Annotated in this window: 15 protein-coding genes, 1 tRNA gene, 1 other RNA gene and 1 pseudogene; 11 read left to right on the top strand and 7 right to left on the bottom strand. The window is 72.8% G+C overall.

What is annotated here, in order from left to right; all coding sequences use genetic code 11:
- Nucleotides 1–171: 171 nt before the first annotated feature.
- Entirely contained in the window at nt 172–573 is a 402-nt protein-coding gene (locus tag ABFC67_RS05050; RefSeq protein ID WP_346736958.1) for a DUF6165 family protein, read from the top strand.
- 73 nt (nt 574–646) lie between these two features.
- Here the strand turns inward: ABFC67_RS05050 and ABFC67_RS05055 are convergent, their stop codons facing one another.
- Nucleotides 647–1,705 carry a glycosyltransferase family 9 protein gene (locus ABFC67_RS05055; RefSeq protein ID WP_346736959.1) on the bottom strand — a complete coding sequence of 353 codons (1,059 nt, stop codon included), beginning with the start codon at nt 1,703–1,705 and terminating at the stop codon, nt 647–649.
- Nucleotides 1,706–1,782: 77 nt separating this feature from the next.
- Here ABFC67_RS05055 and ABFC67_RS05060 point away from each other — a divergent pair, with 77 nt between their 5' ends.
- From ABFC67_RS05060 to ABFC67_RS05085, 6 genes are all read left to right on the top strand, one after another.
- Nucleotides 1,783–2,517 (top strand): 3-deoxy-D-manno-octulosonic acid kinase, encoded by a 735-nt coding sequence (locus ABFC67_RS05060; RefSeq protein ID WP_346736960.1) that lies wholly within the window; start codon nt 1,783–1,785, stop codon nt 2,515–2,517.
- Entirely contained in the window at nt 2,514–3,272 is a 759-nt protein-coding gene (locus ABFC67_RS05065; RefSeq protein ID WP_346736961.1) for an MBL fold metallo-hydrolase, read from the top strand. The genes ABFC67_RS05060 and ABFC67_RS05065 overlap by 4 nt, the downstream gene beginning before the upstream one ends.
- Nucleotides 3,269–4,315 (top strand): GTP 3',8-cyclase MoaA, encoded by a 1,047-nt coding sequence (gene moaA / locus ABFC67_RS05070; protein WP_346736962.1) that lies wholly within the window; start codon nt 3,269–3,271, stop codon nt 4,313–4,315. The genes ABFC67_RS05065 and moaA overlap by 4 nt, the downstream gene beginning before the upstream one ends.
- 109 nt (nt 4,316–4,424) lie before the next feature.
- Nucleotides 4,425–4,925, top strand: a complete 501-nt coding sequence (gene moaC / locus ABFC67_RS05075; protein WP_346736963.1) for a cyclic pyranopterin monophosphate synthase MoaC — start codon at nt 4,425–4,427, stop codon at nt 4,923–4,925.
- Nucleotides 4,922–5,161, top strand: a complete 240-nt coding sequence (locus ABFC67_RS05080; RefSeq protein ID WP_346736964.1) for a MoaD/ThiS family protein — start codon at nt 4,922–4,924, stop codon at nt 5,159–5,161. The genes moaC and ABFC67_RS05080 overlap by 4 nt, the downstream gene beginning before the upstream one ends.
- 2 nt (nt 5,162–5,163) lie before the next feature.
- Complete coding sequence (locus ABFC67_RS05085) at nt 5,164–5,589, top strand: molybdenum cofactor biosynthesis protein MoaE (RefSeq protein ID WP_346736965.1); 426 nt, start codon at nt 5,164–5,166, stop codon at nt 5,587–5,589.
- Nucleotides 5,590–5,854: 265 nt separating this feature from the next.
- On the opposite strand, the gene ffs is transcribed toward ABFC67_RS05085, so the two are convergent.
- Nucleotides 5,855–5,951, bottom strand: an RNA gene (gene ffs / locus ABFC67_RS05090) — signal recognition particle sRNA small type.
- Nucleotides 5,952–5,967: 16 nt separating this feature from the next.
- Nucleotides 5,968–6,060 (bottom strand) — tRNA-Ser (locus ABFC67_RS05095).
- A gap of 292 nt (nt 6,061–6,352) precedes the next feature.
- On the opposite strand from ABFC67_RS05095, the gene dnaX reads away from it, so the two are divergent.
- The 4 genes from dnaX to ABFC67_RS05115 are packed head-to-tail and all read left to right on the top strand — an operon-like array spanning nt 6,353 to nt 9,318.
- Nucleotides 6,353–8,017, top strand: coding sequence for a DNA polymerase III subunit gamma/tau (dnaX, locus tag ABFC67_RS05100; protein WP_346736966.1), 1,665 nt, complete (start codon nt 6,353–6,355; stop codon nt 8,015–8,017).
- Nucleotides 8,018–8,027: 10 nt separating this feature from the next.
- Nucleotides 8,028–8,351, top strand: a complete 324-nt coding sequence (locus tag ABFC67_RS05105) for a YbaB/EbfC family nucleoid-associated protein (RefSeq protein WP_346736967.1) — start codon at nt 8,028–8,030, stop codon at nt 8,349–8,351.
- 1 nt (nt 8,352) lies between these two features.
- Nucleotides 8,353–8,955 (top strand): recombination mediator RecR, encoded by a 603-nt coding sequence (gene recR / locus ABFC67_RS05110; RefSeq protein WP_346736968.1) that lies wholly within the window; start codon nt 8,353–8,355, stop codon nt 8,953–8,955.
- An 18-nt stretch (nt 8,956–8,973) separates the two neighbouring features.
- Complete coding sequence (locus tag ABFC67_RS05115) at nt 8,974–9,318, top strand: histidine triad nucleotide-binding protein (protein ID WP_346736969.1); 345 nt, start codon at nt 8,974–8,976, stop codon at nt 9,316–9,318.
- A 40-nt stretch (nt 9,319–9,358) separates the two neighbouring features.
- Here ABFC67_RS05115 and ABFC67_RS05120 read toward each other — a convergent pair whose 3' ends face one another.
- The 4 genes and pseudogenes from ABFC67_RS05120 to ABFC67_RS05135 form a co-directional block, all read right to left on the bottom strand.
- The gene (locus tag ABFC67_RS05120; protein WP_346736970.1) at nt 9,359–9,934 is read right to left on the bottom strand and encodes a Slp/YeaY family lipoprotein; all 576 of its coding nucleotides are present in this window, start codon (nt 9,932–9,934) and stop codon (nt 9,359–9,361) included.
- A gap of 62 nt (nt 9,935–9,996) precedes the next feature.
- A complete protein-coding gene (locus ABFC67_RS05125) occupies nt 9,997–11,994 on the bottom strand; it encodes a DUF3488 and transglutaminase-like domain-containing protein (protein ID WP_346736971.1) in 1,998 nt (665 codons plus the stop codon).
- Complete coding sequence (locus tag ABFC67_RS05130) at nt 11,991–12,965, bottom strand: DUF58 domain-containing protein (protein ID WP_346736972.1); 975 nt, start codon at nt 12,963–12,965, stop codon at nt 11,991–11,993. Before ABFC67_RS05130 ends, ABFC67_RS05125 begins: the two co-directional genes overlap by 4 nt.
- A 1-nt stretch (nt 12,966) precedes the next feature.
- Nucleotides 12,967–13,237, bottom strand: a pseudogene (locus ABFC67_RS05135) (AAA family ATPase); the annotation flags it as partial.

The raw sequence follows: 13,237 nt of genomic DNA on the forward strand, positions 1-13,237 counted from the left end.
GGCCCCGGCCAAGGCGCCGGCCGCGCGCGAGGCGCAGGCGCCCGCGCCGCGCCCTCGGCGCCGGCGGCGCGGCGGCGGGGCGCCGCGCGCGGACTGATGATTTCGGGCGACGCCGCGGCCGTGCCGCCGCGGCGTTGCTAGACTTGCCGCAACGTTCACTCCGAGCCTGCCATGAGCCTGATTTCCGTTCCCGTTTCCTATGGCGAGCTGATCGACAAGATCACCATTCTCGAGATCAAGGCCGAGCGCATCGCCGACGCGGCCAAGCTCGCCAACGTGCGCACCGAGCTCGACCTGCTCAATGCCACCTGGGGCAACGACGCCGCCTCGCGCGTCGACATCGCCGCCGAGCGCGCGCAGTTGAAGGCGGTCAACGAGGCGCTGTGGGACATCGAGGACCGCATCCGCCTGAAGGAGAAGGCGCAGGCGTTCGACGCCGGATTCGTCGAGCTGGCGCGCTCGGTGTACTTCCGCAACGACGAGCGCGCGGCGGTGAAGCGCGCGATCAACCTCAAGCTCGGCTCGAAGCTGGTCGAGGAAAAGTCCTACCAGGACTACCGCGCGGCGCCCTGAACGATCGGCGTAGGGCGGGTCCCGACCCGCCGCTTTTCCAGTTGCAAGAGCCGATGGCGGGTCGAAACCCGCCCTATGCGATGCCGCGGTCGCGCGCCAGCGCCTCGAGCCGTTCGATCGCGTCGTCGACCGTCACCAGGTCCATCACGCCGGGATATTCGATCTTGGTGCCCCAGGGGATGTCCGCCGCCGGCTTGCCGAGGAAGCGGCGCGCGGCGGCATCGTAGCGGTCCACGCACCAGCGACGATCGGAATACGGGCCGGAGCGCTGCGGGTTGCTGGCCGCATGCAGGCCCAGCACCTTGGCGCCGACCGCGTTGGCCATGTGCATCGGGCCGGCGTCCGGCGTCAGCACCACGGCGGCGCGGCGGTACAGCGCCAGCGCGCGCTTCAGCGTGTCCTTGCCGATCAGGTCCAGCGGCTCGCTGCGCATCTGCGCGCGGATCGCGTCGCCCATCGCGCGCTCGTCCGCGCCGGGGCCGCCGGTCAGCGCCACGCGCATGCCGAGCGCGCGCGCGGCGTGGTCGGCGACGGCGGCGTAGCGTTCCGGGCGCCAGTTGCGCAGCACGTGGCTGGAGCATGGGCTGAGCAGCAGCGTCGGCGCGCCGGCGGGCAACTGCGCGGCGGCCCAGGCTTCGGCCTCGTCGGGAATCGGGATGTCCCAGCGCACCTCGGTCTGGCGCAGGCCGAGTGGTTCCAGGAAGCTCGCCATCGCGTCCAGCACGTGCTCGCCGCTGCGCGCGGCGATGCGCTCGTTGACGAACAGGCCGTGCAGGTCCTTGGCGCGCGCGCGGTCGTAGCCGATGCGCCGGCGCGCGCGCACCGCCAGGCTGAGCAGGTTGGCGCGCAGCGCCACCTGCAGGTGCAACAGCGCGTCGAAGCGGCGCCCGGCGAGCTGGCGGCGCACTGCGCGCATCCCGCCCAGCCCGCGTGCCTTGTCGAACACCACGAACTCGACGCCGGCGATGTCGCCGAGCAGGCGGTGTTCGAGCTTGCCGATGATCCAGGTCAGGCGTGCCTGCGGCCATGCCTGCTGCAATGTACGCAGCAGCGGCACGACGTGCGTGACGTCGCCCAGCGCGGACGTGCGCAGCAGACAGAGCGAATCCGGCGGCGATGGCGCTGGGTGCATGCGGGCTTGTTAGACTTGGGCGAAGAGGGTGGTCTTCAGACATGCGGCACATCGCCGCACACGGTTCGGGCCAGCGGATGATCGATGCACGCATCCACGCGAGCGCCGGCGGCGCGATTCTGTTCGACGCAGGCCTTGCAGCACAAGCCGACGAGGCCTGGTTCGATCCCGGCGCGTGGCAGGCGCGCGGCCTGCTGGAAGGGCACGGCGGCGGCCGCGGCCGGGTGGCGTTCGTGCGTGCGCCGTTCGGCGCGTGCGCGCTGCGGCATTATCATCGCGGCGGCATGGTCGCGCGTGCGCTCGGCGACCGCTACCTCTGGACCGGCATGGAAAACACCCGCGGCTTCGCCGAATTCCGCCTGCTCGCCGCACTGCGCGAACGCGGTCTGCCGGTGCCGGCGCCGGTGGCGGCGCGCTACCGGCGACGCGGCGTGCACTACACCGCCGACCTGCTGACCCGCCGCATCGAGTCGGCGCAGACGCTCGCACAGTGCCTGCACGCGAACAGCGCCGACGCGCATCTGCTGCAGCGCGTCGGTGCGCTGGTCGCGCGCTTCCACGCCGTCGGCGTCTATCACGCCGACCTGAACGCGCACAACGTGCTGGTCGCGCCGGACGGCCTGCACCTGATCGACTTCGACCGCGGCGAACTGCGCGCACCGGCGCGCGGCTGGCAGCGGGCGAACCTGGCGCGACTGCGGCGCTCGCTGCGCAAGGTGCTCGGCGCGGACGGCGCCGGCACCGGCGACTTCGATGCCACGCGGTGGACGCCGCTGATGCGCGGCTACGAGACCGCGATGGAGGCCGCGTGAACTGGGCCCTGCACGTGCTCGGCGTCGGCAACGCACAGGCGGTCGAGCTGGGCTCCTCCGGCGCGGTCGTCGAGCGCGGCGGCAAGCCGCTGCTGCTGATCGATTGCGGCCCCGACACGCTGACCCGCTATCTCGACGCCTACGGCGAGCTGCCGGCCGCGGTCTACATCACCCATGTGCACATGGATCACGTCGGCGGCCTGGAGCGGCTGTTCTATCGCGCCTACTTCGACCCCGCGCGACGCGGCTGCATCCGCCTGTACGCGCACGCCGCGTTGCTGCCGCTGCTGCAGGGGCGCGTCGCCGACTATCCCAACGTGCTCGCCGAGGGCGGCGCCAACTTCTGGGACGCGTTCCACCTGGTGCCGGTGTCGCGCGGCTTCTGGCACGCCGGGCACTGGTTCGACGTGTTCCCGACCCGCCACCACGCACCGAACACCTCGTTCGGGCTGGCGCTGGCGAACAGTTTCACCTGGACCGGCGACACCCGTCCGATCCCCGAGCTGCTGCTGCAGCACGCCGGCGGCGCGGCGCTGGTCGCGCACGACTGCGCGCTGCTCGGCAACCCGTCGCACACCGGGCTCGACGACATCGAGCGCGAATACCCGCAAGAGCTGCGCGCGCGCCTGCTGCTCTACCACTACGGCAGCGCCAACGACGCGCAGACGATGGCCGCACGCGGCTATCGCGTCGCGGAGCCGGGCGTATGCTACCCGCTTGCGCCCCCCACATCCGGCACGGAAGTGCAGACATGACCCGAGCGATTCCCGACGGCATGGTAGTCGCCCCGCCGATCGACAAACTCGGCCGGCCGCTGCGCGACCTGCGCATCTCGGTGGTCGATCGCTGCAACTTCCGCTGCCCGTACTGCATGCCGGAAGATCTCTATCCGGAGCATCATCCGTTCCTGAACAAGCATGACCGTCTCAGTTTCGAGGAGATAGAACGGCTGGCGCGCGCGTTCGCCGGGCTGGGCGTGCGCAAGCTGCGCCTCACCGGCGGCGAGCCGCTGCTGCGCCGGGACTTGCCGCAGTTGGTGGGCATGCTCGTGCGCGTCCCGGGCATCGAGGACATCGCGCTGACCACCAACGGCGTGCTGTTGCCCAAGCTCGCCGCGCCGCTGCGCGCTGCCGGCCTGCACCGCCTGACCGTCAGCATCGACACGCTGGACCCGGAGACCTTCCGGCAGATGTCCGGCGGGCGCGGGGAAGTTGGGCAGGTGCTGGAGGCGATCGAGGCGGCGCAGCACGCCGGTTTCGAGTCGCTGAAGTTGAACTGCGTGGTGCTGCGCGGCATCAACGACGGCCAGGTGCTCGATCTGGTCGAGCGCTTCCGCGGCAGCGGCCACGTGCTGCGCTTCATCGAGTTCATGGACGTCGGTACCCTGAACCGATGGAGCGCCGACAAGGTGGTGCCGTCCGCCGAACTGATCGCGCGCATCGGGCAACGCTGGCCGCTGGAGCCGGTCGCGCGCGGCTACCGCGGCGAGGTGGCGGAACGCTGGCGCTTCGTCGACGGCGGCGGCGAGATCGGCTTCATCAGTTCGGTCAGCGCGCCGTTCTGCGGCGACTGCACGCGCGCGCGCCTGTCCGCCGACGGCAAGCTGTTCACCTGCCTGTTCGCGCGCGACGGCGTCGACCTGCGCGACACGCTGCGCTCCGGAGCAGACGACGCCGCGTTGGTCGAACGTATCGCCAAGGTGTGGCTGGGGCGCAGCGACCGCTACAGCGAGCAGCGCGCCGAGATGCGCGCCAAGGGCGACCCGCAACGCATCGAGATGTTCAAGATCGGCGGGTGAATCCGCGGCGTGATGTCGCGGGCCGGGACGACTTGGCGAGCGCGTGGATGCGCGAGCCCGGCTGCCGGGCGGGCGTATGACGACATGTACAGGAGCCACTGTGGCCGCGATGAAAGCCTCCCCGAAGCGACTGACCCACGTCGATGCTGCCGGCCGCCCGCGCATGGTCGACGTGGGCGCCAAGCGCGCCACCGCGCGGCGCGCGGTGGCGGAGGCGCGCGTGCGCTTCCCGGCCGAGGTCGCCGCGACGCTGCGCCGCGAGGGCATGCGCGGCAAGAAGGGGCCGGTGATCGACACCGCAATCGTGGCCGGCACGATGGCCGCCAAGCGCACCCACGAGCTGATCCCGTTCTGCCACCCGCTGGCGATCGAGCGCTGCGACATCAGCGCCGAGTTCGACGGGCCGAGCGAGCTGGTGATCCGCTGCGAGGTGGCGATCGCGCACAAGACCGGCGTGGAGATGGAGGCGCTGACCGGCGCCGGCGTCGCCGCGCTGACCGTCTACGACATGTGCAAGGCGCTGTCGCACGAGATCGTCATCGCCGAGGTGCGGCTGCTGGAGAAATCCGGCGGCAAGCGCACGGTGCGCAAGGGCAGGGTGGTGCGATGAACTACCGGCTGCTCTATTTCGCCTCGCTGCGCGACGCCGCCGGCAGCGCCGATGAGCGCGTGGAATCGACGGCGTGCGACCCGCGCGCGCTGTACGCCGAGCTGGCTGCACGGCACGGTTTCGCGTTCGCGCCGGAGCGGCTGCGCGTGGCCGTCAACGGCGCATTCACCGGCTGGGACCACGCGCTCGCCGACGGCGACGAGGTGGCCTTCCTGCCGCCGGTGTCCGGAGGCTGAGCATGTTCCGCCTGAGCGACACCGCGATCGACATCGCCGCGCTGCGCGCGCGGCTGGCACGCGCCGATGCCGGCGCCTGCGTGACCTTCGAGGGCTGGGTGCGCGACCACAACGACGGCAAGGCGGTGCGTGGGCTCGCCTACCAGGGCTACCCGGCACTGGCCGAAAGCGAGGGCGCGAAGATCCTGGAGGAGGCGCGGGCGCGCTTCGCCATCGCCGAGGCGCTGTGCGTGCACCGCGTCGGCGAGCTCGCCATCGGCGAGCTGGCGGTGTGGGCGGGCGTCAGCGCCGCGCATCGCGATGCCGCCTTCGCCGCCTGCCGCTACATCATCGACGAGGTGAAACGACGCGTGCCGATCTGGAAGAACGAGCGCTACGCCGACGGCGCCTCCGGCTGGTTGCATCCCGACAACACGCCGGTGGCGTAAACAGCCACCCCTCCCCGCCGTCATCCCGCCGGCGCAAGCCTGGATCCGGCATCTTTCCCGCAAGAGCACGCAAATGCACTCGATCCCGGCTTGCGCGGGGACCACGATGGGGGCAGGCCTGCGGGATGCCGGCGCTCTTGGGCCAAGGGGGCGCGTTCGACGCGCATGGCGCGTCGGACGCGGGGATGTGGAAGTGCAAATCCTTTCCGGATGGGGCCGAAACCGCGCACGCCGGCGGGGTCGTTCGGACGAGGAAAGGCGGCGGCCCCGCCAGCCGCACCCCGGCACCCGAATCGCCTGCTACCGTTGCTCCCTTCCGGGCCTGGCGGGATTTACAAGCTATCGTCGCGGAGGAACCGACGGGGCCACCATAAAAAATGGCGGAGAGGGCGGGATTCGAACCCGCGATACGGGGTTAAGCCGTATACACACTTTCCAGGCGTGCTCCTTCAACCACTCGGACACCTCTCCGCGCCTGGGAAACTCGCCAAACAATCCATCCGTGGAGCTCCGGCCGCTCGGCATCCTGCCTCGCCCGCACTCCACGCGGCCGATGCCCTTCAAGGCATCGGCCAAGCGCGTGAAGTGCGACCACTCGGACACCTCTCCGCGCCTGGCAACGCTTCGAAACGACGAATGGAGCCGCCGAATCGGAGCCCGACAGCATACCGGCAGCATGGCGCAGGCACAAGCAAAGACGTCGCCGCGCTTGGTCTGCCGGCGCCGGCTTGGCACAATCCGGTTTCGCCCCAAGGTAGCCCGAATGTCCTATCAGGTTCTCGCCCGCAAGTGGCGCCCGCGGCGGTTCGCCGAGCTGGTCGGGCAGGAGCACGTCGTGCGTGCGCTCAGCAACGCGCTCGAATCGGGGCGCATGCACCATGCCTACCTGTTCACCGGCACGCGCGGCGTCGGCAAGACCACGATCGCGCGCATCTTCGCCAAGTCCCTGAACTGCGAGCGCGGCCAGTCGGCGAATCCGTGCGGCGAGTGCGCGGTGTGCACGGCGGTCGACGCCGGCCGCTTCGTCGACCTGCTCGAGATCGACGCCGCCAGCAACACCGGCGTCGACGACGTGCGCGAGGTGATCGAGAACGCGCAGTACGCGCCCACCCGCGGCCGCTACAAGGTGTACCTCGTCGACGAGGTGCACATGCTCTCCAAGAACGCCTTCAACGCGCTGCTGAAGACGCTGGAGGAGCCGCCGCCGCACGTGAAGTTCCTGCTCGCCACCACCGACCCGCATAAGCTGCCGGTGACGGTGCTGTCGCGCTGCCTGAAGTTCAACCTGAAGCGCCTGCTGCCGGCGCAGATCGTCGCGCAGATGCGCCATATCCTCGACGCCGAGGGTATTGCCTTCGAGGCGGACGCGATCGCCGAGCTGGCGCGCGCCGCCGACGGCTCGTTGCGCGACGGCCTGTCGCTGCTCGACCAGGCGATCGCCTACGGCGGCGGCGCGGTGCGCGCGGCCGACGTGCGCGCGATGCTGGGCAGCATCGCCCAGGGCGAGGTCGGCGCGCTGCTGGAGGCGCTGGCCGCCGGCGACGGCACGGCGCTGCTCGCCGAGGCCGCGCGTATCGCCGGCTTCTCGCCGGACTTCGCCGGCGTGCTCGACCAGCTCGCCGGCGCGCTGCACCGCATCCAGTTGCGCCAGCTCGTGCCCGGCTTCCATGCGGAAGGCGAGGACGCGGACCCTGTCGCGGACGCGCTGGCCGCGCGCTTCGCGCCGGAGGACGTGCAGCTCTACTACCAGATGGCGGCGACCGGCCGGCGCGACCTCAACCTCGCGCCCGACGCGCGCACCGGCTTCGAGATGACGCTGCTGCGCATGCTGGCGTTCCGCCCCGCCGAGGGCGGCGCGGCTGCGCCGGTTGCGTCGCCCGGACGGAGCGCCGGCGCCGCGCCCGCGCCTGCCGGCGGCGCGGGCGCGGCGGCCAACGGCGCGCGCACGGCATCCGCCGCGCCGATGCCGCCTTCTTCGCCCGCACGCGAGCGCACCGCCACGCCGCCGCCTGCCGCGCCCGCCCCGGTCCCGCTCGCCGCCAACGGCCTGCCGGACTGGGGCGAGCTGATCGCGGCCGCCGGCCTCGGCGGGCCGCTCGGCGAGCTGGCGCGCCACGCGGCGCTCAAGAGCATCGAGGGCGATGTGATGACGCTGGCGCTGCGGCCCGAGCACGAGCATTTCGCCGCCGGCAGCATGATCGCCCAGCTCGAGCGGCGCGTCGCCGCGGCGCTGGGCCGCGCGATCCGCGTGCGCCTGATCGCCGCGACCGACGTGGCGGACACGCCGGCCGAGCGCGCCGAGCGCGTGCGTTCGGCCGAGTTCGCCGCGGCCGAGCAGGCCCTGAACGACGACCCCGTGGTGCAGGCGCTGCAGCGCGAATTCGACGCGCGCGTGGTGCCGCAGAGCATCCGGCCCATGGATTCCTGAGGAACTGACGATGCGCGGACAACTCGGACAACTGATGCAGCAGGCGCAGCGCATGCAGGAGGAAATGAAGCGCGCGCAGGAAGAGCTCGGCCGGCTGGAAGTGACCGGCAGCGCCGGCGGCGGCGTGGTCAGCGTGGTGATGAGCGGCAAGCACGAGGTGCGCCGCGTGGCCATCGACCGCAAGCTGTTCGCCGACGACCCGGAGATGGCCGAGGATCTGGTCGCCGCGGCGTTCAACGACGCCGTCAACAAGGTTGCCGAAGCGAGCCAGCAGAAGCTTGGCGGCATGGCGGCGGGCCTGAACCTGCCGACCGGTTTCAAGCTGCCGTTCTGACGTGTCGGCCAGTTCGAAAATCCTCGCCGAGCTGATCGACGCGCTGCGCTGCCTGCCCGGCGTGGGCGCGAAGAGCGCGCAGCGCATGGCCTTCCAGTTGCTCGAACGCGACCGCGATGGCGGCCGTCGGCTCGCCGTCGCGCTGGCCGCGGCGATGGATCGCGTCGGCCACTGCCGCCAGTGCCGCACCTTCAGCGAGGAACCGGTGTGCGCGCTGTGCGCCGGCGCGACGCGCGACCGCCACGTGCTGTGCGTGGTGGAGTCGCCGTCCGACCTCGCCGCCATCGAGCAGGCGACCGGTTACCGCGGGCTGTATTTCGTGCTGCTTGGCCGGCTGTCGCCGCTGGACGGCCTCGGTCCCGACGAGCTGGGCATGGACCTGTTGCGGCGGCGCCTCGCCGAGGGCGAGGTGCAGGAGCTGATCGTCGCCACCAACCCGACCGTGGAAGGCGAGGCGACCGCGCACTATCTCGCGCAGATGGCGCGCGACGCCGGCGTGCGCGCCACCCGCCTGGCGCACGGCGTGCCGCTGGGCGGCGAACTCGAATTCATCGACCGCAGCACGCTGGCGCACGCCTTCGGCGGCCGCCAGTCGCTCGACTGAACCGACGAGGAGACGCTCATGGCCGACACCATCTTCGGAAAGATCGTGCGCCGCGAGATCCCGGCCGACATCGTCTATGAGGACGACGACGTGCTGGCGTTCCGCGACCTCAATCCGCAGGCGCCCGTGCACGTGCTGTTCATCCCGAAGCGGCCGATCGCCACGCTGGACGCGGCCGAAGCCGGCGACGCCGCGCTGCTCGGCCAGCTGCTGCTGGCCGCGGCTGCGTACGCGCGCGAGCAGGGCCTCGCCGAGCAGGGCTACCGCTGCGTGCTCAACACCAACCGCGACGGCGGCCAGACCGTCTACCACCTGCACGTGCACCTGCTCGCCGGGCGTGCCATGCACTGGCCGCCCGGCTAGCTGGCCCGCGTAGGAGCGAGCGCGCTCGCGACCCGCGGATTCAGTTCTTCTTCGGCGGCGGCGGTGGGTTCTGCGGCACCACGATCACGCGCGGCGGCGCCCAGTACGGGCCGTACCACGGCCCCCACGGGCCCCACGGTCCCCAGAACGGGTCGTAGAACGGATCGCGCGCGTAGATGTAGCGCGGCCGCTTCGCCCACAGGTAGACCGTGTCGGCGACGACGCGCGGATAGGTGTAGTCGTATTCGCCGACCTTGCGCGTGACCGTACCGTGCACCGTGCCGGTGACGGTGATCTCGCGGCCCCTGGCGAATTCCTCGGGCTCGTAGAAGCCGTCCTTGCAGGCCACGAAGCGGCCGGCGCTGGCGCCGCCTTCCTTGGGGCGCGCCTGGCTGTCCAGCGCGTGCGACAGCACGTAGAAGCAGGTCTGCTGCTGCTCGGGCTGGGTCAGGATGATCTCGCCGCCCCAGCGCACCCGTGTGCCCTCGGCGCCGCCGGCGTGCGCGGCGTCCGGCGTGGTCGCGGGGTAGTCGCCGGCGAGCGGCTGGGGGATCGTGGCACACGCGCCCAAGGCGAGGGCGGCGGCGACAATGGCGATTGGCTTCCACATGGCCATGCTCCTTGGACGCGGCGGTTCGGTCTTGGCGGGACGGCGCGGCGCGGCGGTCCGTCGCACGCCTATTGGACCACGCGGCGCGGGCGGAAACGGCGCACCTGGATCAAATAATTTCGCAGCGGTTCATCCGCCGGCGCCGCGCAGGCATAGCGCAGCGCCAGATAGGCCTCGCCCAGCGCGTGCAGTTCGGCGCGTTGCGCGGGCAGGGCGCGCGCGGCGCGCATGAAATAGTGCTGCGGGCCTTCCGCCGGCCGCCGCGCCACGCCCGCGCGCGCCAGCCGGCGTTCGAGCCGCGCCTGCGCCGCGGCGAGCGGATCGCGGCGATCGCGCTGTGCCAGCGCCAGCAGCAGGCTCGCGGACAGCACCAGCGCGCTCAGCGCGGCCAGCGCCGCCGCCAGCGCGCCCCAGTCGGCGCGCTCGACGCCGAACGGCGTCAGCAGGCCGCGCTGGCGCAGGCTGTCGAAGCCGACCACGGTGCGGTCCCACAGCCGGTTGACGATGTCCCAGCGGTTGCGCGCGGCTTGCAGCCAGTCGGCCTGGTACCAGGCGCCCTGGCCGGCCGCGCCGGCCGCCGCACCCAGCACGACGCGCTCGGGGCGCACCGCGGCGGTCGGGTCGTAGCGCGTCCAGCCCTGCCCCGGCAGCCACACCTCGGCCCAGGCGTGCGCATCGGACTGGCGCACCAGCAGGTATCCGCCGAGCGCGTTCCAGTAGCCGCCCTGGTAACCGGTGACCACGCGCGCCGGAATACCGGCGGCGCGCATCAGGAACACGAACGAGGAGGCGTAGTGCTCGCAGAAGCCTTCCTTGGTGCCGAACAGGAAATCGTCGACGCTGTCGCGCCCCAGCGGCGGCGCGGCCAGGTTGTAGCCGAAGCCGCCGTCGTGGAACAGCGCCAGCGCCGCGCCGGCGACGGCGTGCGCGTCGCCGCCGTAGCGGCGGCGCCAGTCCTCGGCCAGCTCGCGCGCACGCGGATCGAAGCCGGGCGGCAGTTGCAGGCCGCGCCGGCGCTCGGCGTCGCCGAGCGTCGGCGCCAGCGCGCGCTGCGGTGCCGACACCACGCGGTAATGCAGCACCGCGTCGATGGCCCGCGCGCGCGCCAGTTCGCGCGCGGCGCTCATGGTGGCGTCCGCGGGCGGCGCCAGCGGCGTGTCCAGCGCGAACAGCCAGTGTCGCCCGGTCGGCTCCAGGGTCACTTCGTAGGCGACGGTCGCGGCCTGCGGCCGCAGCGGCTCCGGCGCGGCGGACGGCGCGGCGTCCGTCGCGGTCCAGGCGCGGCCGTCGAAACGCCACATCACCAGGCCGCGGAAATAGCGCTGCGCGGGCGGCGGCGGCGCGCCGTCGAAGGCGACCCGCAGCGCGGGGCGGTCGTCGGTCAGCAGGTCGATGAAATCGCCCGGCGCCATGCGCGGGCTGATGCCGGTGCGCGCCTGGTCCGCCCCCGGCGCGCCCCACAGCGGCGCGGACAGGCGCGGCACGAACAGGAACGCGACCAGCGCCAGCGGCAGCGAAGCGGCGAGCAGCAGCGCGGGGCGCGCGAACGCATGCGCGAAGCGCGGCATCGCCGCGGCCGGCTGCAGCGCCTGCAGCGTGGCCAGCATCGGCAGCAGCGCCAGCGCGACCAGCACGGTCATCGGCAGCGACTGTCCGAACAGCAGCGCGCTCATCGCCACGAAGCTGCCGAACGCGATCGCGCTGCGCGCGTCGCGCGCACGCTCGCTCTCCAGCAGTTTCAGCACCAGCATGCCGACCGCCAGCGCGCTGCCCGGCGCGCGCCCGAACGGCGTGCCGTAGGCGGCCAGGATCGCCAGCGGCAGCGCCGCCACCAGCGGCAGCTTGAGCAGCGTGGGGACGCGCCCGCCGCGCCAGCGCCGCTGCGCCCAGCGCACGGCCAGCACCAGCGCCAGCGCGGGGCTCAGCCACAGCGGCAGGTGCGGCACGTGCGCGGCCAGCACCGCGGCGACGGCGAGGCAGAGCAGGTCGAACGCGCGGCGGTCCAGCGCCCGCTGCGCGTCCGTCGCCGGATGCAGGTGCGCGTCGGCTGACGGGCGCGGGGTCACGGCAGCAGCGCCAGCGCGGCGAGGCAGCGGTGGTAGTGGCCGATGCCGGCGTCCGGGCCCAGCGTTTCGGCGGGCAGCACCAGCGTCCAGCGCGCGCTCGCCGCGTGCGCCTCCAGCACCCAGCGCGCCAGCCGCGCGATGCGCGCCTCGTGCGACAGGCCGCGGATCGCGTGCCAGTCGAGCCGCCGCTCGTCGCGGTCGCGCGGGTGTTCAAACTCCTTCACCAGCAGGTTGGCGTGGCGCGCGCTGGCCTTCCAGGCCACCAGCTTCAGCGGATCGCCGGCGCGGTATTCGCGCAGGCCGGCCAGCGCGTCGCCGGCCGCGCCGCCCTGCGCGCGCTCGCCTTCACTGTCGGCGCCGGGTGCGGCCGGGCCGTGCGCTTCCGGGCGCGGATAGACCAGCGCGCGCGTGTCGGGGCTGAGCCAGCTCCAGGCGCGGAACAGCCCGAACGGCCAGGTGGTGGAGACGCGCAGCCGCGGCAACGGCAGCGGGCCGCGCGTTTCCGTCGGCAGTTCGATGCGCACGTCGGCCGATGCGTTCGCATCCAGCGCGAAGTGCTGCGCGTCGCCGGCGCCGTCCAGGCGCAGCGCGGCGCGCGCGCGTCCGCCGGCCGTGAAGCCGAGGTCGACCGGCAACGGCGTGCCGGCGAAGGCGTGACCCGGGCGCACCGCCTGCAGCGACAGTCCGTCCAGCGTGCGGAATGCCAGCAGCATGCTGTTGAACGCGGCGGCGGCGAGCAGGCAGGTCAGCAGCAGCGCGGCGTTGTTGGTGTAGTTCAGCGCGCTCAGCAGCATGGTCGCCAGGATCGCGCCGAAGCCGAGCCCGAAGCGCGTCGGCACGATGTAGATGCGCCGGCGGTGCAGCGCGATCGGCAGCGGCTCGGGCGCCTTCAGCCGTGTCAGCGCCGGCAGGCGCCGCTCGGCGCGCGCGTAGGCCTGCGACAGCAGCGAGCGCAGCGCGGCGACGGCCATCTCAGCCCACCGGCACCCCGGCCAGCAGCGCGCGCGCCAGCGCCTCGCGGCCGGCACCCTTGCCGGGGATCAGACGATGTGCGGCGACCGGCACGAACAGCGCCTGCAGGTCCTCGGGGATCACGTAGCCGCGTCCGTTCAGCAGCGCCCACGCGCGCGCCGCGGCGAGCAGCGCGATGCCCGCGCGCGGCGACAGGCCGACGTGGATGTCGGCGTGGCGGCGGCTGGCGGCGAGCAGGGCCTGCAGGTAGTCGATCAGCGCGGGGCTGGCC

Origin of the sequence: Mizugakiibacter sp. (assembly GCF_039680435.1) — a bacterium.
Lineage (GTDB): Bacteria > Pseudomonadota > Gammaproteobacteria > Xanthomonadales > Rhodanobacteraceae > Mizugakiibacter.